We start from the raw sequence: 24,990 nt of genomic DNA, 5'->3' as shown, positions 1-24,990 counted from the left end.
TCGTGGTGACTCCCTCTGCCGACCAGGCGATCGCCCGCTACCGGGTCCTCGAGGAGCCCGGCGGTCGCGACCTGCAGGCCCTCGCCGAGCTGGCGGCCCTCGTGTGCGGCGTGCCGAACGCCGCGATCAACCTGATCACCCGCGACCACCAGCACCAGGTCGCCGCGGCCGGGATCGACCCGTCGGTCTGCTCGCGCGAGGACTCGATGTGCGCCGTGGTCCTCGACGACCCCGCCCCCGTCGTGGCGCCCGACGCCAGCGTCGACCCGCGCTTCGCCGAGAACCCCTTCGTGTCCGGCGAGATCGACACCGTCAGGTTCTACGCCTCGGCTCCCCTCGTGACGCCCGAGGGGACGACGATCGGCCGGCTCTGCGTGTTCGACACCGAGCCGCACGAGCTGGCGGCCGAGCGCGCCGCCGTCCTCGAGGTGGTGGCGCAGCGCGTGGTCGACGTCCTCGAGCTCCGGTTGCGCAGCCGCCAGCTGGAGCTGTCCCAGGCCGAGCTCTCCCGCTCCAACGAGCTGCTGACCCTCTTCGCGGGCCAGGTGAGCCACGACCTGCGCTCGCCGCTGACCGCGATCCTCGCCAACACCGAGCTCCTGGCGTCCGAGCCGGCGGTGGTCGCCGATCCGGCCGTGAGCGAACTGGTGACCGCGACGTACGACGCCGGTCGCCGGATGGCCGGGCTGATCGACACGATCCTCGGCTACGCCCGGGTCGGGTCCGAGATCGAGCGCAGCGTCGTACCGCTCGACGAGGTGCTCGACCACGTCCTCGACGACCTCGGCCCGGTCCTCGCCCAGCGATCCGCGCGGATCGCGCGCGCCCCGCTCCCCGAGGTCGTGGGCGACCCGACCCTGCTCTACACCGTGCTGCAGAACCTCGTCGCCAACGCGGTGAAGTTCACCCCGCCCGACCGGACGCCGGAGGTGCAGGTCGCCGCGACACGGGACGGCGACGGGTGGCGGGTCACCGTCACCGACAACGGGCGGGGCATCCCGCCGGCCGACCGCGACCAGGTCTTCGCGCTCCACGCCCGCGGGGACCGGTCGGTGCAGGGCTCGGGGATCGGCCTCGCCACCGCACGCCGCGCGGTGGAGGCGCACGGCGGTCGGATCGGGGTGGACGACGCCCCGACGGGCGGCGCCGTGGTGTGGCTGGTACTGCCAGACATTCACGATAAGGAATAGTTCTTCCACATTCCGGAATGCTTTGCTACGGTTGCCCCGTGCGCAGAGCAAAGATCGTCGCGACCCTGGGACCCGCCACGTCCACGCCGGACGTGATCGCCGAGCTCGTCGAGGCCGGCATGGACGTGGCCCGGCTCAACATGAGCCACGGCAGCCAGGGCGACCACGCGAAGACCTTCCAGCTCGTGCGCGAGGCGGCCGAGCGGGCCGGGCGCGGCATCGCGATCCTCGCCGACCTCCAGGGCCCCAAGATCCGGCTCGGCAAGGTCCCCGGCGGCCCGGTCCGGCTCGAGGCGGGCGCCGACTTCACGATCACCACCGCGGACGTGCCCGGCGACGCGCGACGCTGCTCGACGACGTACGACGGCCTGCCGGGCGACGTCGCCGCCGGCGACCGCGTGCTGGTCGACGACGGCCGGGTGGTCCTCGAGGTCACCTCCGTCGACGGGCCCGAGGTGCACACCCGCGTCGTCGTCCCCGGTCCGGTCAGCGACAACAAGGGCCTCAACCTCCCGGGCGTCGCCGTGTCCGTGCCGGCGCTGTCGGAGAAGGACCGCGAGGACCTCCGCTTCGCGCTGCACCTCGGCGTCGACCTGGTCGCGCTGTCGTTCGTCCGCGACGCCGCCGACGCCGAGGAGGTGCGCGCGATCATGCGCGAGGAGGGCATCCACCGGCCCGTCGTCGCCAAGATCGAGAAGCCCCAGGCCGTCGCCAACCTCGCCGAGGTCATCGACGCCTTCGACGCCTTCATGGTCGCCCGCGGCGACCTCGGCGTGGAGTGCCCGCTCGAGGACGTGCCCTTCCTGCAGAAGCAGGTCATCGACGCCGCCCGCCGCGACAGCAAGCCGGTCATCGTCGCGACCCAGATGCTCGAGTCGATGATCTCCGCGCCCAGCCCGACCCGCGCCGAGGCCTCCGACGTCGCCAACGCCGTCCTCGACGGCGCCGACGCCGTGATGCTGTCCGGCGAGACCAGCGTCGGCGCCTGGCCCGTCGAGGCCGTGCGCACGATGGCGCGGATCATCGAGTCCACCGAGGACAACGGACTCGACCGGATGGCGCCGATCGACTGGCAGCCGCGCACCAACGGAGGCGTCATCGCCAAGGCCGCCGTCGAGGTCGCCGATCGCCTCGGCGCCCGCTGCCTGGTCGCCTTCACCACCTCTGGCGACACCGCCCGCCGCCTGGCCCGCCACCGCTCCCCGGTGCCGGTCCTCGCCTTCACGCCGATCCCGCTGGTCCGCGACCAGCTCGGCCTGACCTGGGGCGTGCAGACCCACGTCGTCGAGCACGCCGACCACACCGACGAGATGATCCGCCAGGTGGACCGGGCGCTGATCGCGAGCGGCGCCGTCGAGCGCGGCGACCTCGTCGTGATCATCGCCGGTACGCCGCCCGGCACCCCGGGGTCGACGAACACGTTGAAGGTGCACCGGCTGGGCGACGCGGTCGACGTCGACTGACAGGCCGCTCCCTCGGCTTCACGCGAGCCCGGGAGGGGTTGTCGTCACTGGGGGCGCGATCGGTGGTCGAGGAGGTCGCGCAGCGACCCGGTGGTCGAGGAGGTCGCGCAGCGACCGTCACGAGACCCCCTGCTCTGGTGCACCTGCTGTGCCCTGCGGTTGGTCGGCGGTCGGGTCTTCAAGCGCAGCGACGAGGACGGCGGGCAGGTAGCTGGGTTCGGTTGTCGGGTGCGGTCCGGCGGCCTCGTCGAGTCACTCCTTGCGCCAGTTGTCGTCCACAAGGCCCGGTGGGAGCGTGGTTGTTCACAGGCGGGTTCCGGGCCGGCTGGTTGTGTCGGCACCCCGTGATCCAATACACGTATGGCCACTCGGGACCGACGCCACCAGCTCGCGGACATGTCCGCCGATGCGGTGCTGTCCTTCGCCGAGCAGCGCCACGCAGTCCGGCTCGACGCCGAACGCGACATCCTGGAAGCGGCCTACCAGTGGGCCGTCCTGCACTCACCGGACGCGCTTCCTCCTGCTGACAAGCGTGGTCGGGAGCGGGCCAAGCCCGCCGGCGCAGCCGGTACGCCGCGGATCACCGAGCACGCCGCCGCAACCTTCGGCGCCCGGATCCAGACCAGCCCGTACGGCGCGAAACGGCTGATCGCCGACGCCGTCGACCTCGTTCACCGGCTCCCGAAGCTCTGGGCCGGCGTGAAAGCCGGCCAGGTGCGCTCCACCCACGCCCGGCATGTCGCCGACGCCACCCGCGAACTCACCGCGGACGAGGCCGCCTGGGTCGACGCCGAGGTCGTCGAGATCGCCGACGGCCGCCTGGCCTGGGCCCGGTTCGAGGCCGTGGTCGAGGGCAAGGTCGCCGCAGCCTCCCCCGAGCTCGCGAAGGCGAAGGAGGAAGCGGCAGCGAAGGACACCTTCATCCGCCGCTCCCGCGTCGACAAGCACGGCATCATGACGATGACCATCCGCAACCACGCCGCCGTGATCCTCGGCTCCGAGGCCGGCATCGACGCCACCGCCGACGGGCTGAAGGACCAGATGCCCGACGCCACCAAGACCGAACGACGCCTGGCGGCGTTCGCACTGCTGACCAACCCTGAGGCCCACGTCGATCTCTCGGTCGGGCCGGTGAAGCCGAAGGTCCTGATCCGGCTGCACTGCACCCCCGACTCGGCCATCGCCCGGATGGAGGGCCACGGCCCCCTGACGATCGAGTACGTCCGCCACCTGGTCGCCCACTTCGCTAGCCAGGTCAAGGTCCAGCCGGTCATCAATCTCAACCAGGGCGCCGCCGTCGACGCCTACGAGATCCCGCACCGGCTCCGCGAAGCGGTGCACCTGATCCACCCCGGCGACACGTTCCCCTTCGCCGCCAACACGACGAAGAACGTCGACCTCGACCACCAGATCCCCTACGCCGAGGGCGGACCGACGTCGACCGACAACCTGGGCCCCCTCACCCGCACCCACCACCGGATCAAGACCCACGCCGGCTGGCAAGTCCGACAACCCTTCCCCGGGATCGTCATCTGGCGAGACCCACACGGGGCCCACTACCTGGTCGACCAGACCGGAACACGCAAGGTCACCGCCGCCTAGAGGGCAGTCGGAGCCGTCTTCCTCGCAACGGTCCGTAGCGCGAGCGCGTCCCGGATGCGGACATCGTCGAGACCGGCGTCTCGTCGAGCAAGGTGCAGAGGAGCCGGTACCCTCCGCCGTGCTCCCACGTGCGGGTGCGGCGCACAGAGCGCCAGCTCTCCCGATCAGGGTCACGCATCGGCGACGGGCCTTCGTCGGGCCCGACGTAGTCCGGATGGGACGCGTCGATCCAGATGACAGGCGAGGTGTCGACCTGGATGTCATCGATGCGCCATGCGTGGATGAGAGGAGGCATGCCTGGCACCCGGGCAAGGACATCCATGTAGGTGAAGTGGTCGACATGGAGGGAGATCTCCCCCTGGAGCCACGAACCCGGCGGCGGCGGCTCCAGGTCATCGAGGACCATCCACTCGTCGTACGCGCGCAGGCCGAAGTCGAGGACGAACGCGTTGAGCTCACGCTCCCGCGGCGCACGGACGAGCTCGCCCGTTACGGCGTAGGTCATGCTCTGCCCGGTGTGCACGCAGGCCCGTTGACGGGCCTCGGTCACCGTGAGGCGAGCACCCCGCCGGTAGCCGAACTCGAGTGCGAACTGTCGACGCTGGCCGACCACGAAGTCGGTGTAGTTGCCGTCCTGCAGGACCCAGGAGTCCAGCCCGATCCACCACTGCGACCCCACGCTCGGCCGATTGCCGTCCTCCATTGGCCTAGCTGGTCATCATCATCGCGAGGAGCGCGAACATGCCGACGAGCACCGCACCCGCGCCGATCAGTGCCCCGACCAGGATCGACGTCGCCAGGTGGCGGTTCCGGCTCGCGACGACCACGGCGACGACGGCGGGGATCGCGAAGGGCACGAGGTACCACCAGGTCGGCCCGTCACCGCCCACCTGCAGGAGCACGACGAAGAGCGCCGCGCCGGACAGCGTGAGGGTGACGACGAAGCAGACCTTCTCGACCTCGGTCGAGTACCGCATGCCGTGACGGTACGACGGAGCACTCCTGACCGGCCGGGAAACAGCCGAACCCGAGCTCGAACTGGCAAACCCTCTCGCAACCTGTCGGCGGCGCCCGATACCCTCCCCTGCGGGAGGTCCGGATGACAGGCGGCGACGCGGAAGCGGCGGTGGTTCAGCCCGCCCTGGCGCGGATCGATGCCGCCCGCATCGCTGGAGCCCTGCTCTTCGTGGCCGGGTTGGCGACCTGGCTGGAGACCCGCGGGCTGCCCCGGCAGGGCTACCAGGTCGTGATCATCCTGTGGCTGGCGACGGTGGCGTGGGACGTGCGGCGGCCGGTGCGCGAGCACCTGGTGTTCCTGCGGGACTGGTGGCCGCCCTTCGCCGTACTGCTCCTCTACCTCTACAGCCGCGGCGTCTCGGACAACCTCGGCATCCTCAGCGTCAGCTACCAGTGGCCGATCGATGCCGACCGGTGGCTCTTCGGCGGGACCCTGCCGACGGAGTTCCTCCAGGAGCACCTCTGCGGCGTCCCGTGCCGGCAGTCCATGGCCCCCGCCTGGTACGACGTCGTGCTGACCACCGTCTACTACTCCCACTTCTTCGCGGCGCTCGCCATCGGCGCCGTGCTGTGGAAGCGCAACCGCACGGCGTGGACCGGCTACATGCGGCGCTACCTGGCGATCATGCTGCTCTCGGTCGCCGGCTACATCCTCTACCCGATGGCGCCGCCGTGGATGGCCGCGCGCGACGGGTACCTCACCAGCGACGTCGCCCGGATCACCGGGCGCGGCTGGTTCGACCTCACCGCCTCGACCCGCTCCACGACGGCGACCCACGCGACGACCGCGCAGCAGGACCTCTCGTCCATCGGCAACCAGGTCGCGGCGATGCCCTCGCTGCACTCCGCGCTCGCGATCTTCATCGCGTGGTGGGTGGTCAGCCACTTCCGCAGCCCGTGGCGCTGGACCGTGCTGCTCTACCCCGCGAGCATGCTGTTCTCGCTCGTCTACTACGCCGAGCACTATGTCGTCGACGAGATCGCCGGCGGGCTCCTCGTCGCGGTCGTGGTCGTCGGCTGGGCGCTGTGGGACCGACGGCGCAAGACGGCCCTGGCCGACGGGGAGGAGCTCAGCCCCGACCCGCGTACGGCATCCCCGTCGCAAGGATCGTCATCGCCGGCACGCTGACCCCGAGCGGCAGCCGTGCCATCGCGACCACCGCGTCGGCCACGTGCTGCGGGTCGAAGGTCGGCTCCGCGCGCACGGACCCGTCGGCCTGACGGGCACCGACCGCGATGCCGGCCGTCATCTCCGTGGCGGCGTTGCCGATGTCGACCTGCCCGGCCGCGATGTCGTGGGCGCGGCCGTCGAGCGCGAGGGCCTTCGTCAGCCCGGTGATCGCGTGCTTCGAGGTCGTGTACGCCGCACTGCCGGGGCGCGGCACGTGCGCGGAGATCGAGCCGTTGTTGATGATCCGCCCACCGCGAGGCTGTTGCCGCTTCATCTGCGCGAAGGCGGCCCGGGCGCAGAGGAAGGAGCCGGTGACGTTGACCGCCAGGGTCGCCGCGAAGTCCTCGACGGCGAGCTCGTCGACGTCCCCCGACGGCCCGAAGGTGCCGGCGTTGTTGACCAGTAGGTCCACGCGCCCCCAGGCCTCGACGACCGCCGCGAAGGCGGCGTCGACCTGGGCGGTGTCGGCGACGTCGGTGGGCAGCACCAGCGCCGACCCGCCCGACCCCAGCGCGGACGCCGTGCCCTCGAGCGAGTCGCGGGTGCGGCCGAGCAGCGCAACGTCGTACCCGGCCTCGCCGAGGGCGACGGCGATCACCCGGCCCAGGCCGGAGCCGGCCCCGGTGACGACGGCGACCGGCATCAGACGAGCACCCCCGGTCGACCGTCAGACGAACTGGCGCGAGAGCACCGCGTGGCGGTTGACGTCCTTGTAGAGCAGGTAGCGGAAGCGTCCCGGGCCGCCCGCGTAGCAGGCCTGCGGGCAGAAGGCGCGCAGCCACATGAAGTCACCCTCCTGCACCTCCACCCAGTCCTTGTTGAGCAGGTAGACGGCCTTGCCCTCGAGCACGTAGAGGCCGTGCTCCATGACGTGCGTCTCCGGGAACGGGATCGCGCCGCCGGGCTCGAAGCTGACGATGTTGACGTGCATGTCGTGGCGCACGTCGCCCGGGTCGACGAAGCGCTGCGTGCGCCAGGCGCCGTTGGTGCCCGGCATCTCGCCCCCGGGTACGTCGACCTCGTTGGTCACGAACGCCTCGGGCACGTCGATGCCGTCGACGCGCTGGTAGGCCTTGCGGATCCAGTGGAAGCGGGCGACCTGGTCGCTGGTGTTGTGCAGCGTCCACGCCGAGCCGGGCGGCAGGAAGGCGTAGCCGCCGGGCGCGAGCTCGTGCTTCTCGCCCTCGATCGCCAGCGTCAGCGCACCCTCGACGACGAAGAGCACGCCCTCGGCGCCCGGGTCGAGCTCCGGCCTGTCGCTGCCGCCGCCGGGCGAGACCTCGACGATGTACTGCGAGAAGGTCTCCGCGAAGCCGGACAGCGGCCGGGCGATCACCCACAGCCGGGTGCCCTCCCAGAAGGGCAGGTTGCTGGTGACGATGTCGCGCATCGTCCCGCGCGGGAGGACGGCGTAGGCCTCGGTGAAGACGGCGCGGTCGGTGGTCAGCTCACGCTGGTCCGGGTGGCCGCCGGTCGGTGCGTAGTAGCGGGGCTGGTCGGTCACGATCAGGCTCCTCCTCGGGTCAGCAGCCGGCCCTTCGGGGCGGCGTCGATGTCGATCCTCTCGCCACGCAGCCACGTCGAGCGGACGACGCCCGCGAGCGGCCGGCCGTGGTACGGCGTGACTGCGTTCTTGTGGTGCAGCTTGGCGACGTCGACCACGAAGGCGTCGTCGGGGGCGAAGACGCAGAAGTCGGCGTCGTACCCGAGGTCGATGCGGCCCTTGCCGCGCAGCCCGGCCTGGACGGCCGGCGCCTGGGACATCCACCGGGCGATGTCGACGAGGGTGAAGCCGCGGCGGCGCGCCTCGGTCCACACGGCGGAGAGGCCGAGCTGGAGGGAGGAGATGCCACCCCACGCGACACCGAAGTCGCCGGTGTCGAAGCACTTCAGGTCGGGCGTCGACGGCGAGTGGTCGGAGACGACGAGGTCGATGACGCCGTCGCGCAGGCCCTGCCACAGCAGCTCGCGGTTGGCGGCCTCGCGGATCGGCGGGCAGCACTTGTACTGCGTCGCGCCGTCGGGGATCTCCTCGGCCGAGAAGGTCAGGTAGTGCGGGCAGGTCTCGGCGGTGATCTTCACGCCGTCGCGGCGGGCCGAGGCGAGCATCGCGAGCACGTCGGAGCTGGAGACGTGGAGGATGTGGACCCGGCAGCCGGTCCAGCGCGCGAGCTCGATGACCTGTGCGACGGCGAGGTTCTCGGCGCCGCGCGGGCGGCTGTGCAGGAAGTCCTCGTAGGTCTCGCCGTGCGGGTCGGGCGCGCGCTCGATGGCGTGCGTGTCCTCGGCGTGCACGATCATCAGCCCATCGAAGGACTGGATCTCGCGCATCGCCTCCTCGAGCTGCTCGGGGTCGAGGTGCGGGAACTCGTCGACGCCCGAGTGCAACAGGAAGCACTTGAAGCCGAAGACACCGGCGTCGTGCAGCGCGCGCAGCTCCGGAACGTTGCCCGGGATCGCGCCGCCCCAGAAACCGACGTCGACGAAGGCCTGGCTCTCCGCGGTCTTCCGCTTCAGCTCCAGGGCCGGTACGTCGCAGGTCGGCGGGATGCTGTTGAGCGGCATGTCGACGATCGTCGTGACGCCGCCGGCGGCCGCGGCCCGGGTGGCGGACGAGAAGCCCTCCCACTCGGTGCGGCCGGGGTCGTTGACGTGCACGTGCGAGTCGACGACGCCGGGCATGAGCACCTCGTCGGGGCCGAGCTCGAGCACCTCGGGCGCGTCCAGGTCGGAGGTGATCGGCTCGATCGCGACGATCTTGCCGTCGCGCACGCCGATGCAGCGTGCGACCTCACCGTGCCGGGCCACCACCCGCTGCGCGCGGATCACCAGGTCCAGGTCGCGACCCACGTCCTCACCTCCGGACTCGTCATTCCGCATCATGGAAAGCCATTTCTGTTGTGAGAAAAGTTACGCCGGTCATTGCGCGCCGGTCAAGGCTGGTTCCACGACCGGCGTGCGCTGGCGCCCCAGGCCCTGGACCTCAGCCTCCACGACCTGCCCCTCCCGGAGGAAGGGCCGCGGCTCGGGCCGTCCGGCGGCGACGCCGCCGGGCGTGCCCGTCAGCAGCAGGTCGCCGGGCTCGAGGGTCATCAGGGTGCTCACGTAGGCGAGCAGGGCGCCCACGCCGTGGGCCATCCGGGCGGTCGAGCCGCACTGCCGGCGCTCGCCGTCGACCCACAGCTCCAGGCTGAGCGCCTGCGGGTCCGCGACCTCGTCGGGGGTCACCAGCCAGGGACCGATCGGCGTGAACGTGTCCGCACACTTGCCCTTCGCCCAGGTCGGGCCGGCCGCGATCCGCGAGCGCTCGCTGAGGTCGTCGGCGGTCAGGTAGCCACCGACCGCGGCAAGGGCCTCCTCGACGGAGGCGCACCGGGTCAGCCGCCGGCCGACCACGACGCCGAGCTCGACCTCGTGGTCGCTCGTCGTCGAGCCGGGCGGCAGCTCGACCGGGTCGTACGGACCGGAGACGGAGGTCGACGGCTTGAGGAAGACCACCGGCTCGTCGGGGATCTGCGCCCCGGCCTCCTCCGCGTGGTCCTCGTAGTTGAGCCCGATGCCGATGACCTTGCCGGGCCGCGCGACGGGGGGCCCGATCCGGGTCCCGTCCGGGACCAGCGGCAGCACGCCCGCCGCCAGCGCCTCCCGTACGACGCGCAGCCGCACCGGGTCGCCGAGCAGGTCGCCGTCGATCTCGGGCACGACCGGCGACAGGTCACGCAGCACGCCGTCGGCGTCGAGGCCCGCGGGCCGCTCACGGCCGGGCGGGCCCACTCGGAGCAGCTTCATGCGTTCTCCTTGGTCCGGAGGGCCGGGACGAGGTGCTCGGCGGCGATGCGCTCGCCGAGCTGGTGGAGCAGGGGGATGCCGTCGGTCAGGCAGCGCTGCAGGTCGGGCTCGATGTTCGCGAGCGCGTAGGCCGCCTCGATGCCCGCCGCGCGCATCCGGGCCGGGTCGAGCCGGTTGACCCCGCAGACGGCGACCACGGGCACGCCGGCCCGCCCGGCCGCGGCCGCGACACCCGCGGGCGCCTTGCCGTGCAGGGTCTGCTCGTCCAGGGCGCCCTCGCCGGTGACGACGAGGTCGGCCCCGGTGAGCAGGTTCTCGAAGCCCACCAGGTCGAGCACGAGCTCGATCCCGGAGCGCAGCTCGGCGCCGAGCACCGCGAGCGCCGCGAAGCCGACGCCGCCGGCCGCGCCGGCACCCGGGTGGTCGCGGACGTCGGCCCCGGTGGCAGTCGCCAGCAGGTCGGCCCAGTGGCCGAGAGAGGCGTCGAGGCGTCGTACGTCGTCGGGGGTGGCGCCCTTCTGCGGCCCGTAGACCGCGGCGGCGCCGCGGGGACCGGTGAGCGGGTTGTCGACGTCGCAGGCCACGGTGACGACCACGCCGGCGATCCGGCGGCGCACGTCGTCGAGCTCGACCCGCGCCACCTCGTGGAGGGACCCGCCGCCGTCGGCGACGTCCGCACCATCCGCATCGAGCAGCCGCGCGCCGAGTCCGCGCAGCAGGCCGGCCCCGCCGTCCGTGCTCGCGCTGCCGCCGATGCCGAGCACGACCTCGCGGCAGCCCGCGTCGACCGCGGCGGCCAGCGCCTCGCCGGCGCCGCGGCTGGAGGCCCGCAACGGGTCCGGGTCGCCGGGCAGGCGCACCAGGCCGGCGGCGTCGGCCAGCTCGACGACCGCGAGGTCGCCGCGGCGGGCGTACGACGTGCGGACCGGCTCGCCCGTCGGACCGGTGACGGTGACGGGCACCAGCGCGAAGCCCGCGGCCTCCGCCGCGGCGAGGGTCCCGTCGCCGCCGTCGGCGACCGGGGCCGCGTCGACGACGGCGTCGGGGAGGACGCGTCGTACACCCGCGCCCACCGCCGCCGCGACCTCGGCGGCGGTGAGCGATCCCTTGAACTTGTCGGAGGCGACCAGCACGCGCGGCTGCACGGGGACTCCGCTCAGTCCAGCGGGACCAGCGCGGTCGGGGCGTGCTCGCCGCGCTCGGCGAGGTCCTCGAACTCGACGACGCCGTCGATCTCCAGGCCCATCGACACGTTGGTGACGCGCTCGAGGATCACCTCGACCAGGACGGGGACGCGGTACTCCGCCATCAGCGCCTTGGCCTTCTCGAAGGCCGCGCCGAGGTCGGCCGGGTCGGTGACCCGCAGCGCCTTGCACCCCAAGCCCTCGGCCACCTTGAGGTGGTCGACGCCGTAGCCGTTGACCTCGGGGCTGTTGACGTTGTCGAAGGACAGCTGCACGCAGTAGTCCATCTCGAACCCGCGCTGGGCCTGGCGGATCAGGCCGAGATAGGAGTTGTTCACGACGACGTGGATGTAGGGGATGTTGAACTGGGCACCCACCGCCAGCTCCTCGACGAGGAACTGGAAGTCGTAGTCGCCCGACAGCGCGACGACCTGGCCCTCGGGGTCGGCGGTCGCGACGCCCAGCGCGGCGGGCAGGGTCCAGCCCAGCGGGCCGGCCTGGCCGGCGTTGATCCAGTGCCGCGGCTTGTAGACGTGCAGCAGCTGGGCCGCCTGGATCTGCGAGAGCCCGATGGTCGTGACGTAGCGGGTGCCGGCACCGAACGCGCGGTTCATCTCCTCGTACACGCGCTGCGGCTTGATCGGGATGTCGTCGAAGTGCGTCTTGCGCTGCAGCGTGCGCTTGCGCTCGGCGCAGTCCTCGGCCCAGTCGGAACGGTCCGCCATCGAGCCGGCCGCGGCGCGCTCGCGGGCGACCTCGACGAGCACCTCGAGCGCGGCCTTCGCGTCGGACACGATGCTGTAGTCGGGCGCGAAGACACGGCCGATCTGGGTCGGCTCGATGTCGATGTGCACGAAGGTGCGGCCCTTCGTGTACGTCTCGACGGACCCGGTGTGGCGGTTGGCCCACCGGTTGCCGATGCCCAGGACGAAGTCGCTCGCGAGCATGGTGGCGTTGCCGTAGCGGTGCGACGTCTGCAGGCCGACCATGCCGGCGTTGAGCGGGTGGTCGTCCGGGATGGTGCCCCAGCCCATCAGGGTCGGCACGACGGGGACGCCCGTGACGTCGGCGAGCTCGACGAGCAGGTCGGCGGCGTCGGCGTTGACGATGCCACCACCGGCGACGATCAGCGGCCGCTCGGACGCGGCGAGCAGGTCGAGCGCCTTCTCCGCCTGCGCCCGGCTGGCGGCCGGCCTCGAGACCGGCAGCGGCTCGTAGGTGTCGATGTCGAACTCGATCTCGGTCTGCTGGACGTCGATCGGCAGGTCGATCAGGACCGGGCCGGGGCGGCCCTCGCGCATCAGCTGGAAGGCCTTCTGGAAGGTGCCCGGGACCTGGGCGGGCTCCATCACGGTGACCGCCATCTTGGTCAGCGGCCGGGCGATGGAGGCGATGTCGACCGCCTGGAAGTCCTCCTTGTGCAGCTTCGCGACCGGCGCCTGGCCGGTGATGCACAGGATCGGGATCGAGTCGGCGGACGCCGAGTAGAGACCGGTGACCATGTCGGTGCCGGCCGGGCCCGACGTACCGATGCAGACACCGATGTTGCCGGCCTTCGCCCGCGTATAGCCCTCGGCCATGTGCGAGGCCGCCTCGACGTGGCGGGCGAGCACGTGCTTGAGCCCGCCGTGCTTGCGCATCGCGCTGTAGAAGGGGTTGATCGCGGCACCCGGCAGTCCGAAGAGCTGCGTGGCGCCCTCCTTCTCCAGGATCAGGACGGCGGCGTCGACCGCGCGCATGCGTGCCATGTCAGTTCTCCCCGTTCTCGGAGGTGCGGCCGCTGAGGCGCTCGACGCCCCGCAGCAGGCCGGAGTGGTCCAGGCCGCCGTCGCCGTTGGCCCTCGCGCTCGCCATCAGCTGGGCGACCAGCGCGCCGAGCGGAGCGACGACGCCCGCCTCGCGGGCGGCGGCGGTGACGATGCCGAGGTCCTTGTGGTGGAGCTCGATGCGGAAGCCCGGCTGGAAGGAGCGGGTCAGCATGTTCTCCTTCTTCTGGTTGAGCACGGCCGAGCCGGCGAGGCCGCCGCCCAGGACCTCGAGGGCGGCCTTCGTGTCGACGCCGTAGGCCTCGAGGAAGACGACGGCCTCGGCGAGCGCCTGGATGTTGGCGGCGACGATGAGCTGGTTGGCGGCCTTCACGGTCTGGCCGGCACCACTCGGGCCGACGTGGACGACGGTCTTGCCGACCACGTCGAAGACCTCGCGGGCAGCCTCGAAGTCGTCGGCCGACCCGCCGACCATGATCGACAGCGCGGCGTTGCGGGCGCCGGCCTCACCGCCCGAGACGGGGGCGTCGAGGAGGCGGAAGCCCTTGGCCGCCGCCTGCTCGGCGAGCGCGGCGGTGACATCGGGACGGATGCTGGAGAAGTCGATGACCAGCGCACCGGGAGCGGCGCTCTCGAAGACACCGCCCTCACCGGCGAGGACGGCCTCGACGTCCGGGGAGTCCGGCACCATCACGCAGACGACGTCGGCGCCCTGGACGGCGTCGGCGATCGAGTCGGCGGCGCGGCCGCCCGCCTCGACGAGCGGCTGAGCCTTGTCCGGGGTGCGGTTGTAGCCGGCGACCGAGTGGCCGGCGTTGGCGAGGTGGACAGCCATCGGGCTGCCCATGATGCCGAGGCCGATGAAGGCGATCTTGCTCATGGGAAGAGGTCCTCTCCTGAGGTGGTCAGCGGGTGGTGGCGGTGGCGGCGCGGCGCTCGCGCGGGAGCCACGCGAAGCTGTCGGCGGACGTCGTGGCGGGCTTGTACTCGAGGCCGACCCAGCCGTCGTACCCGACGGCCTCGAGGGCGGCGAGCTGGCGCTCGAGCGGGAGGCTGCCGGTGCCGGGCTCGTTGCGGCCGGGGGCGTCGGCGATCTGCACGTGGGCGACCCGGGCGGCGTGCTGGGCGATCACCGCGTCGACGTCGTCGCCGTTGACGGCCAGGTGGTAGAGGTCGGCCAGGAGGCCGATGTTCTCCTCGCCGGCTCCCGCGACGACGGCCCGGGCGATCACGGCCAGGGCGTCGGCCGCAGTCAGCAGCGGGTAGCGCTCGGCGCCACTCACCGGCTCGACCAGGACGGTGCCGCCGATCCGGGCGGCGGCTCGGGCGGCCAGGGCGAGGCTCTCCGCACCCAGCTCGTCCTGCGCCTCCGGGGCGACGCCCTCGAGCCGGTTGCCGTAGAGCGCGTTGAAGGCGGTGCAGCCGAGCCGCTCGCCGATGCCGACGGTGACGTCGACGTTGTCGCGGAACTCGGCCGACCGGGCCGGCCAGGACACGAGGCCGCGGTCACCGGCGGGCATGTCGCCGGCGAAGAAGTTGAGGCCGACGAGCTGGACGCCGGCGTCCCGGACGGCCGCGACGAAGGCGTCGACGTCCTTGTCGGCCGGCACGGCCTCGGCGAACGGCCACCAGAACTCGACGGCGTCGAAGCCGGCCGCCTTGACGGCCGCGGGGCGCTCGAGGAGGGGCAGCTCGGTGAACAGGATCGAGCAGTTCACCTCGTACCGGAGCTGGTGCGTCATCTCTCGTCCTTCCGTAATGCGGAATCTATTTTCTGATACACGGAATGTTACGGACGTGATCGCGATCACGTCAACCCCCGCAGGACGAAAAGAACCCCGCCCCCGCCGGGAGTCCGGCGAGGGCGGGGCAGCAGGGCGGATCAGCGTGCCGCCGGCACGGGCGCCCTCTCCTCGTTGCACCGGGAGGCGCCGGCGACGTCCATCGCCCGAGCGATGAAGTAGTACGCCGTGAAGCCGATGCCGCAGCCGATGAACCAGCTGTAGTTGGTGATCCAGTCGATCGGCGACGACCCGTCGCCCATGAGGCCCCAGAGCTTCGGCACGACCACCGAGCCGAGCGAGAAGGCACCGGCGATGAGCAGCGCGTAGACGGCGGCGAAGTTGGTGCCCCGGGTGTACCAGTACTCGCCGTCCTCCTCCATGGTGAACAGCTCGTCGACGGTGATCCTCTGGTTGCGGACCTGGTAGTAGTCGGCGATCAGGATGCCGAACAGCGGGCCGATCAGGGCGCCGAGGATGCCGAGGGTCCAGAAGATCGCCTCGTCGTTGTTGTACCAGTTCCAGGGGGTCAGGATCACCGAGCCGACCGCCGCGATCATGCCGCCCATCCGCCAGCTGATCCGCTGCGGGCTGACGTGGGAGAAGTCGAACGCCGGGCTGATGAAGTTCGCCACGATGTTGATGCCGATGGTGGCGATCACGAAGGTGGCGCCGCCGAGGACGATCGCGAAGGTGTTGTCGAGCTTCTCGACCGTGACGATCGGGTCGGTGATCAGCTCGCCGTACAGCGGGACGGTGGCGGCGGCGGTGAGCACGGTCAGCAGCGAGAAGACGATGAAGTTGATCGGCAGGCCGAGGAAGTTGCCGCGCTTCACCTTCTCGAACGAGCTGGCGTAGCGGGAGAAGTCACCGAAGTTGAGCATCGGGCCGGAGAAGTACGACACCACCGCGGCGACCGCGCCGAACATCGCCCACACCAGGGCCCAGCCGCTGAGGTGCGCCTCGGACAGGTTCAGGTCGATGTCGAAGTCGACCTTGAACAGCATGTAGACGCACATCACGAGCATCACGGCGTAGACGGCCGGGCCGGCGAAGTCGACGAAGCGCTTGATCATCTCCATGCCGCGCCAGAACAGCAGCGCCTGCAGCACCCAGAGGATCGCGTAGCTGAGATAGCCCAGCAGGGACAGGCCGAGGAACTCGTGCTCCGTCAGCGGCCGCGCGAACCCGGGCCACAGCTTGAGGAAGACGATGTTGAGCGACTGCGCGGCGAGGAAGGTCTGGACGCCGTACCAGGCGACGGCGATCAGGCCGCGGATGATGGCCGGGATGTTCGCCCCGAGCACGCCGAAGGACGCTCGGCAGGTCACGGGATAGGGAACGCCCGCGATCTGGCTCGGCTTCGCGACCAGGTTGCAGAAGAACTGGACGATCACGATGCCGACGATCAGGCAGACGAAGACCTGCCAGGCCGTCAGCCCGATCGCGAACAGGGCGCCCATCGTGACGTAGCCGCCGACGCTGTGCACGTCGGACATCCAGAAGGCGAAGATGTTGTAGGAGCCCCAGGTCTGCTTCTTCAGCGGGGCGAGGTCCTCGTTGGTCAGGCGCGGGTGGTAGTCCCGCTTGATGACACTCTCGCCGGCCGGGTGGTCGGTGGCGTCGTGGTTCATGTCTCTCCTCGGGTGGGGTGCCGGATCTCGGGAGGATCAGGGCTTCAGGGGCCAGCCGGTCAGCGGCTTCGGGCGCGGTGGGGCGTAGGTGCGGACCTTGCTGGTGCGCAGGCCGAGGGCGATCAGGCTCTCGGCGAGCTGGACGGCTGCGGCGACGCCGTCGACCACCGGGACCCCGGTGGCGGCGCGCACCGCCTCGTCGAGGCCGGCCATGCCGCCGCAGCCGAGGCAGATGACCTCGGCCTTGTCGTCCTGGACGGCCAGCTGGGCCTCCGCGACGATCGCCTTCACGGCCCGCTCCGGGTCCTCGTCGAGCTCGAGGACGGAGAGGCCGCTGGATCGCACGGAGGCGCACCTCCGGTCGAGGCCGGCGAGCATGAGCCGGTCCTCGATCAGGGGGACGGCGCGGTCGAGGGTGGTGACCACGGAGTACTTGTGACCGAGCAGCGAGGCCACGTGGCCGGCCGCCTCGGTGATGTCGACGACCGGTACGTCGAGGAGCTCCTGCAGGCCCTCGCGGCCGTGCTCTCCGAAGCCGGCCTGGACCACGGCGTCGTACGGGCCGTCGTACGCGACGACCTCGTTCATCACGGCCAGCGCCGCGAAGTAGCTCTCGAAGTTGCCCTCGCAGGACGCGGGGCCGACGCGCGGGGTGAGCGCGACGATCTCGGTGCCGGGACGCGCCGCCGCACGGGCGGAGGCGGCGATCGCGTCCGTCATCGTCGCGGTGGTGTTGACGTTGACCACGAGGATCGTCGGCATCGCGGGCCCTTTCCGGTGATTGATTCCGTATCGTGGAAGTCGGTTTCCGACTACAGGAAGTGTGGTCCGGGTCACACAGAAGTGTCAAGAGACCTGCCGCGGAAGGCGTCGCGCGTTGTACCTTCCTCCAAGAACCAGGCCGGCGAGGGGGTGGAGCGGTGCTGCTGGCGGAGCTGCTGGAGACACCCGGCCTCGGGCTGCGGGTGCTGCACGCGCCACCCGGCTCGCTGGAGCGGCCGGTCGGGCGCACGATCACCATCGACCTGCTCGAGCCGGGGCGCTTCCTGACCGGGGGCGAGCTCGTGCTGACCGGCCTGGTGTGGCGACGCGGCCCGGAGGACAGCGAGACCTTCGTGGCCTCGATCGCGTCCCGCGGCGCGGCCAGCCTGCTGGCCGGAGCCGCGCTGCTCGGCGGCATCCCCGACGACCTCGTCGAGGCCTGCCGGCGCCACGACCTGGCCCTGGTCGAGGTGCCGGTCGACGTCCCCTTCGCCGACATCACCGAGCACGTCGCCGCCGCGGGCGCAGCCGGTGCGAGCGCACGCCTGTCGGCCAGCCTGGTCCGCCAGCGGCAGCTGCTCTCGGCCATCGCGTCCGGCCGCAGCCTCGACGAGCTGGCCGCCCGCGTCTCGGCCGAGGTCGGCCACCCGTGCCGCGTGCTGACCGCCAGCGGCCGCCACGTCGTGCCCGGTCCCGGCGAGCTGGAGGCAGCCACCGTCGACGCCCTGACCCGCTGCTTCCTCACCGCCGACCTGCTGCCGGCCGTCGCCGAGTCAGCCGGTACGACGTACTCCCTGCTCTCCGTTGGATCGGGGCTCGCCGACCGGCTCACCGGCTGGGCCCTGGTGGTCGAGGGCGACCACCGCACCTGGCCGCAGGACGACCTCGACGCGATCCACGAGCTCGGCGCGATCGCCGCGCTGGACCGGTCGCGACGCGACGAGGGGCTGCGGGTGCTGCGACCGCTGGCGGCCGAGACCCTGGCGCAGGTGGAGGCCGGCGCGACGCCCACCGAGCTCGCGACGCGCCTGCGCCAGACCGGCCTCCACCCCGACCGTCCCCTCGTTCTCGCCGTCGCCGAGCTCGCGGGCGGCGGGTCCGCCGAGGTGGCCGCCGCCGTGCTGGAGGACGTCGCCCTCGGCGTCGGCGCCTCGGTGGTGGCGTCTGCGCGCGACGGCAGCGTGGTCGCCTTCCTGCCCGCCGGCCCCGGCCTGACCGAGCAGCTGCGCCGCTCGCTCACGCGGCTGGCGCCGGGCCTCCACCGCGGCTCGCTGTCGGTCGGGCTCAGCGGCGAGAGCGGTCTCGAGGCGCTGGCCGGCGCGCTCGAGGAGGCCCGCTTCGCGCACCGCGTCGCGCGCTCCGGGGGCGGTGCGGTCGCCCTGGTCGGCTCCGAGGAGGTCACCTCGCACGTGCTCCTCCTCGCCACGGTCCCCGACGACGTACGCCGCACCTACGCGCAGCGGGTGCTGGGCCAGGTGCTCGACCACGACCAGCGCGGCGGGGGCGAGCTGGTGGCGACGCTCGCGGAGTTCCTGGCGTGCTCGGGCTCGTGGACCCGGACGGCGGAGTCGCTCCACCTCCACGTGAACACGGTGCGCTACCGGATCGCCCGGGTCGAGGAGCTGACCGGTCGCGACCTGTCGACGTTGGAGGACCGGGTCGACGTCTTCCTGGCGCTGAAGTCGCTCTGACCTTGGAGGATCGCACAAGGCGATCGGGACGGACGGTCCCATCTTCGGAGGATCGGCGGGTGCCCCGGTGCCACCTTCCGGAGTGATGCTGTGTCGCGGATCACGGTGAGGGCCCGCCCCCGTGCGCCCCGAGAAAGGTCTGAGGCCATGAAGGTGTCGAAGAAGAAGGCTCCCCAGCCGGGTCGAGCCGCCGTCCACCCGGTCGACGAGGTGCTCCCCGCGGGCAGGCTCGCGGTCTACGGCATGCAGCACGTGCTCGCGTTCTACGCCGGCGCGGTGATCGTGCCGATCCTGCTCGCGAACTCGATCGGGCTCAGCACGGACCAGCTGGTCCACCTCATCAACGCCGACCTCTTCACGTGCGGTATCGCCTCGATCATCCAGTCGGTCGGCTTCTGGAAGGTGGGGGTCCGGCTGCCGCTGCTCCAGGGCGTCACGTTCACGGCCGTGTCACCGATGATCGCGATCGGCCTCGCCGCCGGCGGCGGCACCGACGGCCTGCTCGTGATCTACGGCGCCGTCATCGTGGCCGGCCTCGCGACCTTCTTCATCGCGCCCTTCTTCAGCCGCCTGATCCGGTTCTTCCCGCCGGTCGTCACCGGCTCGGTGATCACCATCATCGGCATCGCGCTGCTGCCCGTCGCGGCCGCGGACGCCACCGGCGGCGCCGGCCCGACGTCCGACCCGACCAGCGGTCGCAACATGGCCTACGCGCTCGGCACCCTCGCGCTGATCGTCGTGATCCAGCGCGTGTTCAAGGGCTTCATGGCCACCGTCGCGGTGCTCGTCGGCCTGGTCGTCGGCACCCTCGTGGCCTGGGCGCTGGGCGACGCGCACTTCGGCGCGGTCAGTGACTCCGGCTGGGTCGGCGTGACGACGCCCTTCCACTTCGGCTGGCCGCAGTTCTCCTTCGCCGCCATCGTCTCGATGATCGTGGTCATGCTGATCACGGCGGTCGAGACCACCGGCGACGTGTTCGCGACCGGTGAGATCGTCGAGAAGCGGGTCGGCCGCGAGGACATCGCCCGCGCCCTGCGCGCCGACGGCCTCGCCACCACGCTCGGCGGCACCCTGAACTCCTTCCCCTACACCTGCTTCGCCGAGAACGTCGGCCTGGTCCGGCTCACCCAGGTCAAGAGCCGCTGGGTCGTCGCGACGGCCGGCCTGATCATGGTCCTGCTCGGCCTGCTGCCGAAGGCCGGCGCCATCGTCGCCGGCATCCCGCACCCGGTGCTGGGCGGCGCCGCGCTCGCCATGTTCGCCACCGTGGCCGTCGTCGGCTTCCAGACGCTGACGAAGGTCGACTTCCACGACCACCGCAATGTCGTCATCGTCGCCACCAGCGTCGGCCTCGCGATGTACGTCACCGCGCAGCCCCAGGTCTCCCAGGCCGTCCCGGACTGGGCCGAGATCATCTTCGGCAGCGGCATCACCCTCGGCAGCCTCACCGCGATCGTGCTCAACATCGTCTTCCACCACGTCGGCAAGGACTTCGGCCCCGCCGTGGCCGGGATGCCCGGCGACACGATCCGCCTCGACCAGGTCAACGAGATGGGCCGCGCCGAGTTCGTCGAGACCTTCGCCGGCCTCTTCCAGGGCCCGCGCTGGATGGTCGAGCGGGCCTGGGACCAGCGCCCCTTCGCCGACACCCACGCGCTGCGCCGCGCCTTCCAGGAGGCCCTGTTCAGCGGCTCGCCGGAGGAGCAGCGCGAGCTGATCGAGGCCTACCCCGAGCTCGGCTCGCGGCTGGTGTCGGAGGGGATCGTGGGCGAGGAGTCGCTGCGCGACCAGTCCTCGCGGGGCCTCACCCACCTGGCCGAGCCGGACCAGGAGGCGCTGACCTCCCTCACCGACGCCTACCGCGAGCGCTTCGGCTTCCCGCTGGTGATCTCGGTGCGCGACGCGAGCTCTCTCGACCGAATCCTCGCCGAAGGCCGCGAGCGGCTGGGAAACTGTGAGCGGCAGGAGCACGCCGCGGCCCTGATCGAGATCGCCAAGATCGCCGGCCACCGCTTCGACGACTTCCTCCGCGAGGCCAACCCGATCCACAGCGCACGCACCCGCACCCCCTGGAGCAGCCAGCGATGAGCCAGCCCATCCCGTGTACGGCGAGCATCACCGTCAACGGCGACGAGGTGCCGCTCGACGGCATCGCCGCCCACACCACGACGCTCGACTGGCTGCGCGGCCGCGGCCTCACCGGCGCGAAGGAGGGCTGCGCGGAGGGCGAGTGCGGCGCCTGCTCGGTGCTCGTCGCCCGGCCGGGCACCGACCCGGAGTCCGGTGCCGCCACCGAGTGGACCGCGGTCAACGCGTGCCTCGTGCCGGTGGCCGCGCTCGACGGCCAGGAGGTCGTCACCAGCGAGGGCCTCGGCACCAGCAGCGAGCTGCACCCCGTCCAGCGGGAGCTGGCCGTGCGCGGCGGCTCGCAGTGCGGCTACTGCACGCCCGGCTTCGTGTGCAGCCTGGCCGCGGAGTTCTACCGCCCGACCCGTACGGGCGACGGCGCCTGCGACCACGAGCACGGCCCCAACGGCGTGGACCTGCACGCGCTGAGCGGCAACCTGTGCCGCTGCACCGGCTACCGACCCATCCGCGACGCGGCCTTCGCGCTCGGCTCGCCCGAGCCCGGCGACGCCTTCGCGGCCCGCCAGGCCGAGGCGCCGCCGGCACCGCGACCGACCCGGATCGCCGTCGGCGGTGCCGAGTTCGTCCGGCCGGAGACCCTGGCCGAGGCGCTCGACCTGCTGGTCGAGCGGCCCGAGGCGCAGGTCGTCGCCGGCTCCACCGACTGGGGCGTCGAGGTCAACATCCGCGGCGTCCGCGCACCGCTGGTGGTCGCGGTCGACCGGCTCCCCGAGCTCCGTGGGCTCACCCTCGCCGAGGACCACGTAGAGATCGGCGCCGCGCTGACGCTGACCGAGATCGAGCGCCGCCTCGACGGCCGGGTCCCGCTGCTGGCCGAGGTGTTCCCGCAGTTCGCGTCCCGCCTGATCCGCAACAGCGCGACCATCGGCGGCAACATCGGCACCGGCTCCCCCATCGGCGACACCCCGCCCGCCCTGCTCGCCCTCGACGCCGACGTCGTGCTCGCCTCCCCGCGCGGGGAGCGGGTCGTCGCCCTCGCCGACTACTTCACCGGCTACCGCCAGAGCGTCCGCGCCGACGACGAGCTGATCCGCGCGGTCCGCCTCCCCCTCCCGCTCGCGCCCGTCACCGGCTTCCACAAGATCGCCAAGCGCCGCTTCGACGACATCTCCAGCGTCGCCGTCGGCTACGCGCTCGACGTCACCGGCGGCACCGTGGTCCGCGCCCGGATCGGGCTCGGCGGCGTCGCGGCGACCCCCCTGCGTGCCGTCGCGACCGAGGACGCCCTCGTGGGCCGGCCGTGGTCCGAGGACACGGTGCGCCGCGCCGCGGCCGTGCTCGCCGGGGAGGGGACGCCGATGGACGACCACCGCGCGAGTGCGGCGTACCGCTCGGCGATGCTGGGCCAGTCGCTGCTGCGCCTCTTCCACGACCACGCCGACCGCGAGGAGGTGCCGGCATGAGCCACCTGTCCGAGCGTCCCGAGAACCCCGTCGTCGGGATCCCGCTCCCCCACGAGAGCGCCGCCCTGCACGTGACCGGCGAGGCGCTCTACACCGACGACCTCGTCGGCCGCACCGCGGGCGCACTGCACGCCTGGCCCGTCCAGGCCCCGCACGCGCACGCCCTGGTGACCGGACTGCGCCCCGAGCCGGCGTACGACGTCCCGGGCGTCGTGCGCGTGCTGACGGCCGCGGACGTGCCCGGTGTCAACGACGCCGGCGTGAAGCACGACGAGCCGTTGTTCCCGACCGAGGTGATGTTCCACGGCCACGCGGTCTGCTGGGTGCTCGGGGAGACGCAGGAGGCCGCCCGGCTGGGCGCCGCCGCGGTCGAGGTCGACTACGAGCCGCTGCCGTCGCTGGTGACGGTGCCGGAGGCGATCGCGGCCGAGAGCTTCCAGGGAGCCCGCCCGCACCTCGAGCGCGGCGACGTGACGGGGGCGCTCGACGACGCGGCCCACGTGTTCGAGGGCGAGTTCGAGTTCGCCGGCCAGGAGCACTTCTACCTCGAGACCCACGTCTCCCTCGCCCTCGTCGACGAGGGTGGGCAGGTGCTCGTGCACAGCAGCACCCAGCACCCCTCGGAGACCCAGGAGATCGTCGCCCACGTGCTCGGCCTGCCGAGCCACGCCGTCACCGTGCAGTGCCTGCGGATGGGTGGCGCGTTCGGCGGCAAGGAGATGCAGCCCCACGGGTACGCCGCCATCGCCGCGCTCGGCGCCACACTGACCGGCCGGCCGGTGCGGCTGCGCCTCAACCGCACCCAGGACATGACCATGTCCGGCAAGCGGCACGGCTTCCACAGCACGTGGCGGGTCGGCTTCGACGCCGACGGCCTGCTCGTCGCGCTCGAGGCCACCCTGACCGCCGACGGCGGCTGGAGCCTCGACCTGTCGGAGCCCGTCCTGGCGCGGGCGCTGTGCCACATCGACAACGCCTACTGGGTCCCGAACGTGCGGGTCGACGGCCGGATCGCGCGGACCCACAAGACCTCGCAGACCGCGTTCCGCGGCTTCGGCGGCCCGCAGGGGATGCTCGTCATGGAGGACCTGCTCGGCCGCTGCGCGCCCCTGCTGGGGATCGACCCGATCGAGCTGCGGCGGCGCAACTTCTACCGGTCCCACCACACCACGCCCTACGGCCAGCCGGTGCGCCACGCGGACCGGCTCGAGGCGTGCTGGGACCAGGTCGCGGAGTCGGGCGAGGTCGCCCGGCGTCGTACCGAGATCGCGGAGTTCAACCGTCAGAACCCCCATTCCAAGCGGGGTCTGGCGATGACGCCGGTGAAGTTCGGCATCTCGTTCAACCTCACCGCCTTCAACCAGGCCGGCGCGCTCGTGCACGTCTACAAGGACGGCTCGGTGCTCATCAACCACGGCGGCACCGAGATGGGCCAGGGCCTGCACACCAAGATGCTGCAGGTCGCCGCGACCACGCTGGGCGTGCCGCTGGAGCGGGTGCGGCTCGCGCCGACGCGCACCGACAAGGTGCCGAACACGTCGGCGACCGCGGCCAGCTCGGGGGCCGACCTCAACGGCGCCGCGATCAAGAACGCCTGCGAGCAGATCCGCGAGCGGCTGGCGCAGGTCGCCGGCGGCCGGCTCGGGATCAGCCCCAACGACGTGCGCTTCGAGGCCGGCACCGTGCGCGGCATCTCCGTCGCGTCCGGCTCGATCGGCTGGGACGAGCTGGTCAACACGGCCTACCACCAGCGCGTCCAGCTCTGGGCGGCCGGCTTCTACCGGACCGAGGGCCTGCACTGGGACGCCGCCAGCATGCGCGGCGAGCCGTTCAAGTACTTCGCCTACGGCGTCGCCGCCGCCGAGGTCGAGGTCAGCGGGTTCACCGGCGCCTACACGCTGCGCCGCGTCGACATCGTGCACGACGTCGGCGACAGCCTCAGCCCGCTCATCGACATCGGCCAGATCGAGGGCGGCTTCGTGCAGGGCGCCGGGTGGCTGACCCTGGAGGACCTGCGCTGGGACGCCTCCGACGGTCCGAACCGTGGCCGGCTGGCGACGCAGGCGGCGAGCACCTACAAGCTGCCGAGCTTCTCCGAGATGCCCGAGGTCTTCCGGGTGACCCTGCTGGAGAAGGCCCACGAGGAGGGTGCGGTCTACGGCTCGAAGGCCGTCGGCGAGCCGCCGCTCATGCTCGCCTTCTCGGTCCGCGAGGCGCTGCGCGAGGCCGCGGCCGCCTTCGGCCCGGCCGGCACGAGCGTCGAGCTCGCCAGCCCCGCCACGCCCGAAGCGGTCTTCTGGGCGATCGAGCGCGCCCGTACGCCGGCCACGCCCGAGCCCGGCACCGACACCGGCACCGCCGAGCCGGTGCTCGCCGGCGGGAGGTGACG

Annotated in this window: 20 protein-coding genes; 8 read left to right on the top strand and 12 right to left on the bottom strand. The window is 72.1% G+C overall.

The features are described from left to right. The first annotated feature begins 2 nt into the window (after nt 1–2). The 3 genes from AC2YHB_RS19605 to AC2YHB_RS19595 all read left to right on the top strand — a co-directional run bounded on the left by AC2YHB_RS19605 (nt 3) and on the right by AC2YHB_RS19595 (nt 4,255). Nucleotides 3–1,190 (top strand): GAF domain-containing sensor histidine kinase, encoded by a 1,188-nt coding sequence (locus tag AC2YHB_RS19605; protein ID WP_179649016.1) that lies wholly within the window; start codon nt 3–5, stop codon nt 1,188–1,190. A 38-nt stretch (nt 1,191–1,228) separates the two neighbouring features. After that, nucleotides 1,229–2,653, top strand: coding sequence for a pyruvate kinase (pyk, locus tag AC2YHB_RS19600; RefSeq protein WP_308645552.1), 1,425 nt, complete (start codon nt 1,229–1,231; stop codon nt 2,651–2,653). A 360-nt stretch (nt 2,654–3,013) separates the two neighbouring features. Then, the gene (locus AC2YHB_RS19595) at nt 3,014–4,255 is read left to right on the top strand and encodes an HNH endonuclease signature motif containing protein (RefSeq protein ID WP_179649014.1); all 1,242 of its coding nucleotides are present in this window, start codon (nt 3,014–3,016) and stop codon (nt 4,253–4,255) included. Here AC2YHB_RS19595 and AC2YHB_RS19590 read toward each other — a convergent pair. Further along, the gene (locus AC2YHB_RS19590; RefSeq protein ID WP_179649013.1) at nt 4,242–4,958 is read right to left on the bottom strand and encodes a hypothetical protein; all 717 of its coding nucleotides are present in this window, start codon (nt 4,956–4,958) and stop codon (nt 4,242–4,244) included. The genes AC2YHB_RS19595 and AC2YHB_RS19590 overlap by 14 nt on opposite strands. Before the next feature lie 4 nt (nt 4,959–4,962). After that, nucleotides 4,963–5,232: a hypothetical protein gene (locus AC2YHB_RS19585; protein ID WP_179649012.1), complete on the bottom strand. Its 270-nt coding sequence runs from the start codon at nt 5,230–5,232 to the stop codon at nt 4,963–4,965. Between the two features lie 149 nt (nt 5,233–5,381). Here AC2YHB_RS19585 and AC2YHB_RS19580 point away from each other — a divergent pair, with 149 nt between their 5' ends. Then, a complete protein-coding gene (locus tag AC2YHB_RS19580; RefSeq protein ID WP_179649011.1) occupies nt 5,382–6,401 on the top strand; it encodes a phosphatase PAP2 family protein in 1,020 nt (339 codons plus the stop codon). Here the strand turns inward: AC2YHB_RS19580 and AC2YHB_RS19575 are convergent. From AC2YHB_RS19575 to AC2YHB_RS19530, 10 genes are all read right to left on the bottom strand, one after another. Beyond that, on the bottom strand, nt 6,343–7,086 hold the full coding sequence (locus AC2YHB_RS19575) for an SDR family oxidoreductase (protein ID WP_179649010.1): 744 nt from the start codon (nt 7,084–7,086) through the stop codon (nt 6,343–6,345). The genes AC2YHB_RS19580 and AC2YHB_RS19575 overlap by 59 nt on opposite strands. Nucleotides 7,087–7,110: 24 nt before the next feature. After that, nucleotides 7,111–7,947, bottom strand: a complete 837-nt coding sequence (locus AC2YHB_RS19570) for a bifunctional allantoicase/(S)-ureidoglycine aminohydrolase (RefSeq protein ID WP_179649009.1) — start codon at nt 7,945–7,947, stop codon at nt 7,111–7,113. A 2-nt stretch (nt 7,948–7,949) separates the two neighbouring features. Then, nucleotides 7,950–9,293: an allantoinase AllB gene (allB, locus tag AC2YHB_RS19565; protein ID WP_242530459.1), complete on the bottom strand. Its 1,344-nt coding sequence runs from the start codon at nt 9,291–9,293 to the stop codon at nt 7,950–7,952. 69 nt (nt 9,294–9,362) lie between these two features. Continuing rightward, complete coding sequence (locus AC2YHB_RS19560; protein ID WP_487354502.1) at nt 9,363–10,232, bottom strand: fumarylacetoacetate hydrolase family protein; 870 nt, start codon at nt 10,230–10,232, stop codon at nt 9,363–9,365. Further along, complete coding sequence (locus AC2YHB_RS19555) at nt 10,229–11,377, bottom strand: glycerate kinase (RefSeq protein WP_487354501.1); 1,149 nt, start codon at nt 11,375–11,377, stop codon at nt 10,229–10,231. Before AC2YHB_RS19555 ends, AC2YHB_RS19560 begins: the two co-directional genes overlap by 4 nt. An 11-nt stretch (nt 11,378–11,388) precedes the next feature. Beyond that, nucleotides 11,389–13,164: a glyoxylate carboligase gene (gcl, locus tag AC2YHB_RS19550; protein ID WP_487354500.1), complete on the bottom strand. Its 1,776-nt coding sequence runs from the start codon at nt 13,162–13,164 to the stop codon at nt 11,389–11,391. 1 nt (nt 13,165) lies between these two features. Beyond that, the gene (locus AC2YHB_RS19545; protein WP_179649005.1) at nt 13,166–14,062 is read right to left on the bottom strand and encodes a 2-hydroxy-3-oxopropionate reductase; all 897 of its coding nucleotides are present in this window, start codon (nt 14,060–14,062) and stop codon (nt 13,166–13,168) included. A 25-nt stretch (nt 14,063–14,087) separates the two neighbouring features. Beyond that, complete coding sequence (locus tag AC2YHB_RS19540) at nt 14,088–14,924, bottom strand: hydroxypyruvate isomerase family protein (protein ID WP_179649004.1); 837 nt, start codon at nt 14,922–14,924, stop codon at nt 14,088–14,090. 140 nt (nt 14,925–15,064) lie between these two features. Continuing rightward, complete coding sequence (locus tag AC2YHB_RS19535) at nt 15,065–16,597, bottom strand: NCS1 family nucleobase:cation symporter-1 (protein ID WP_487354499.1); 1,533 nt, start codon at nt 16,595–16,597, stop codon at nt 15,065–15,067. A 36-nt stretch (nt 16,598–16,633) separates the two neighbouring features. Further along, a complete protein-coding gene (locus AC2YHB_RS19530; protein WP_179649002.1) occupies nt 16,634–17,359 on the bottom strand; it encodes an aspartate/glutamate racemase family protein in 726 nt (241 codons plus the stop codon). Between the two features lie 158 nt (nt 17,360–17,517). On the opposite strand from AC2YHB_RS19530, the gene AC2YHB_RS19525 reads away from it, so the two are divergent. From AC2YHB_RS19525 to xdhB, 4 genes are all read left to right on the top strand, one after another. Beyond that, entirely contained in the window at nt 17,518–19,050 is a 1,533-nt protein-coding gene (locus tag AC2YHB_RS19525) for a PucR family transcriptional regulator (RefSeq protein WP_179649001.1), read from the top strand. A 147-nt stretch (nt 19,051–19,197) separates the two neighbouring features. Beyond that, a complete protein-coding gene (uraD, locus tag AC2YHB_RS19520) occupies nt 19,198–21,138 on the top strand; it encodes a 2-oxo-4-hydroxy-4-carboxy-5-ureidoimidazoline decarboxylase (protein WP_179649000.1) in 1,941 nt (646 codons plus the stop codon). Beyond that, nucleotides 21,135–22,601: a xanthine dehydrogenase small subunit gene (locus tag AC2YHB_RS19515; RefSeq protein WP_179648999.1), complete on the top strand. Its 1,467-nt coding sequence runs from the start codon at nt 21,135–21,137 to the stop codon at nt 22,599–22,601. The genes uraD and AC2YHB_RS19515 overlap by 4 nt, the downstream gene beginning before the upstream one ends. Continuing rightward, on the top strand, nt 22,598–24,988 hold the full coding sequence (xdhB, locus tag AC2YHB_RS19510; protein ID WP_487354498.1) for a xanthine dehydrogenase molybdopterin binding subunit: 2,391 nt from the start codon (nt 22,598–22,600) through the stop codon (nt 24,986–24,988). Before AC2YHB_RS19515 ends, xdhB begins: the two co-directional genes overlap by 4 nt. Nucleotides 24,989–24,990 lie beyond the last annotated feature (2 nt).

The organism is Nocardioides sp. SRI_004 (genome assembly GCF_057586415.1).
This window is presented reverse-complemented; position numbering and strand designations above follow the sequence as displayed.

Coding starts and splice junctions, on each gene's coding strand:
- AC2YHB_RS19585 (WP_179649012.1), bottom strand. CDS start 5,232: ATGCGGTACTCGACCGAGGTCGAGAAGGTCTGCTTCGTCGTCACCCTC.
- AC2YHB_RS19595 (WP_179649014.1), top strand. CDS start 3,014: ATGGCCACTCGGGACCGACGCCACCAGCTCGCGGACATGTCCGCCGAT.
- AC2YHB_RS19590 (WP_179649013.1), bottom strand. CDS start 4,958: ATGGAGGACGGCAATCGGCCGAGCGTGGGGTCGCAGTGGTGGATCGGG.
- AC2YHB_RS19530 (WP_179649002.1), bottom strand. CDS start 17,359: ATGCCGACGATCCTCGTGGTCAACGTCAACACCACCGCGACGATGACG.
- AC2YHB_RS19545 (WP_179649005.1), bottom strand. CDS start 14,062: ATGAGCAAGATCGCCTTCATCGGCCTCGGCATCATGGGCAGCCCGATG.
- AC2YHB_RS19575 (WP_179649010.1), bottom strand. CDS start 7,086: ATGCCGGTCGCCGTCGTCACCGGGGCCGGCTCCGGCCTGGGCCGGGTG.
- gcl (WP_487354500.1), bottom strand. CDS start 13,164: ATGGCACGCATGCGCGCGGTCGACGCCGCCGTCCTGATCCTGGAGAAG.
- AC2YHB_RS19560 (WP_487354502.1), bottom strand. CDS start 10,232: ATGAAGCTGCTCCGAGTGGGCCCGCCCGGCCGTGAGCGGCCCGCGGGC.
- uraD (WP_179649000.1), top strand. CDS start 19,198: ATGAAGGTGTCGAAGAAGAAGGCTCCCCAGCCGGGTCGAGCCGCCGTC.
- AC2YHB_RS19535 (WP_487354499.1), bottom strand. CDS start 16,597: ATGAACCACGACGCCACCGACCACCCGGCCGGCGAGAGTGTCATCAAG.
- xdhB (WP_487354498.1), top strand. CDS start 22,598: ATGAGCCACCTGTCCGAGCGTCCCGAGAACCCCGTCGTCGGGATCCCG.
- AC2YHB_RS19515 (WP_179648999.1), top strand. CDS start 21,135: ATGAGCCAGCCCATCCCGTGTACGGCGAGCATCACCGTCAACGGCGAC.
- AC2YHB_RS19540 (WP_179649004.1), bottom strand. CDS start 14,924: ATGACGCACCAGCTCCGGTACGAGGTGAACTGCTCGATCCTGTTCACC.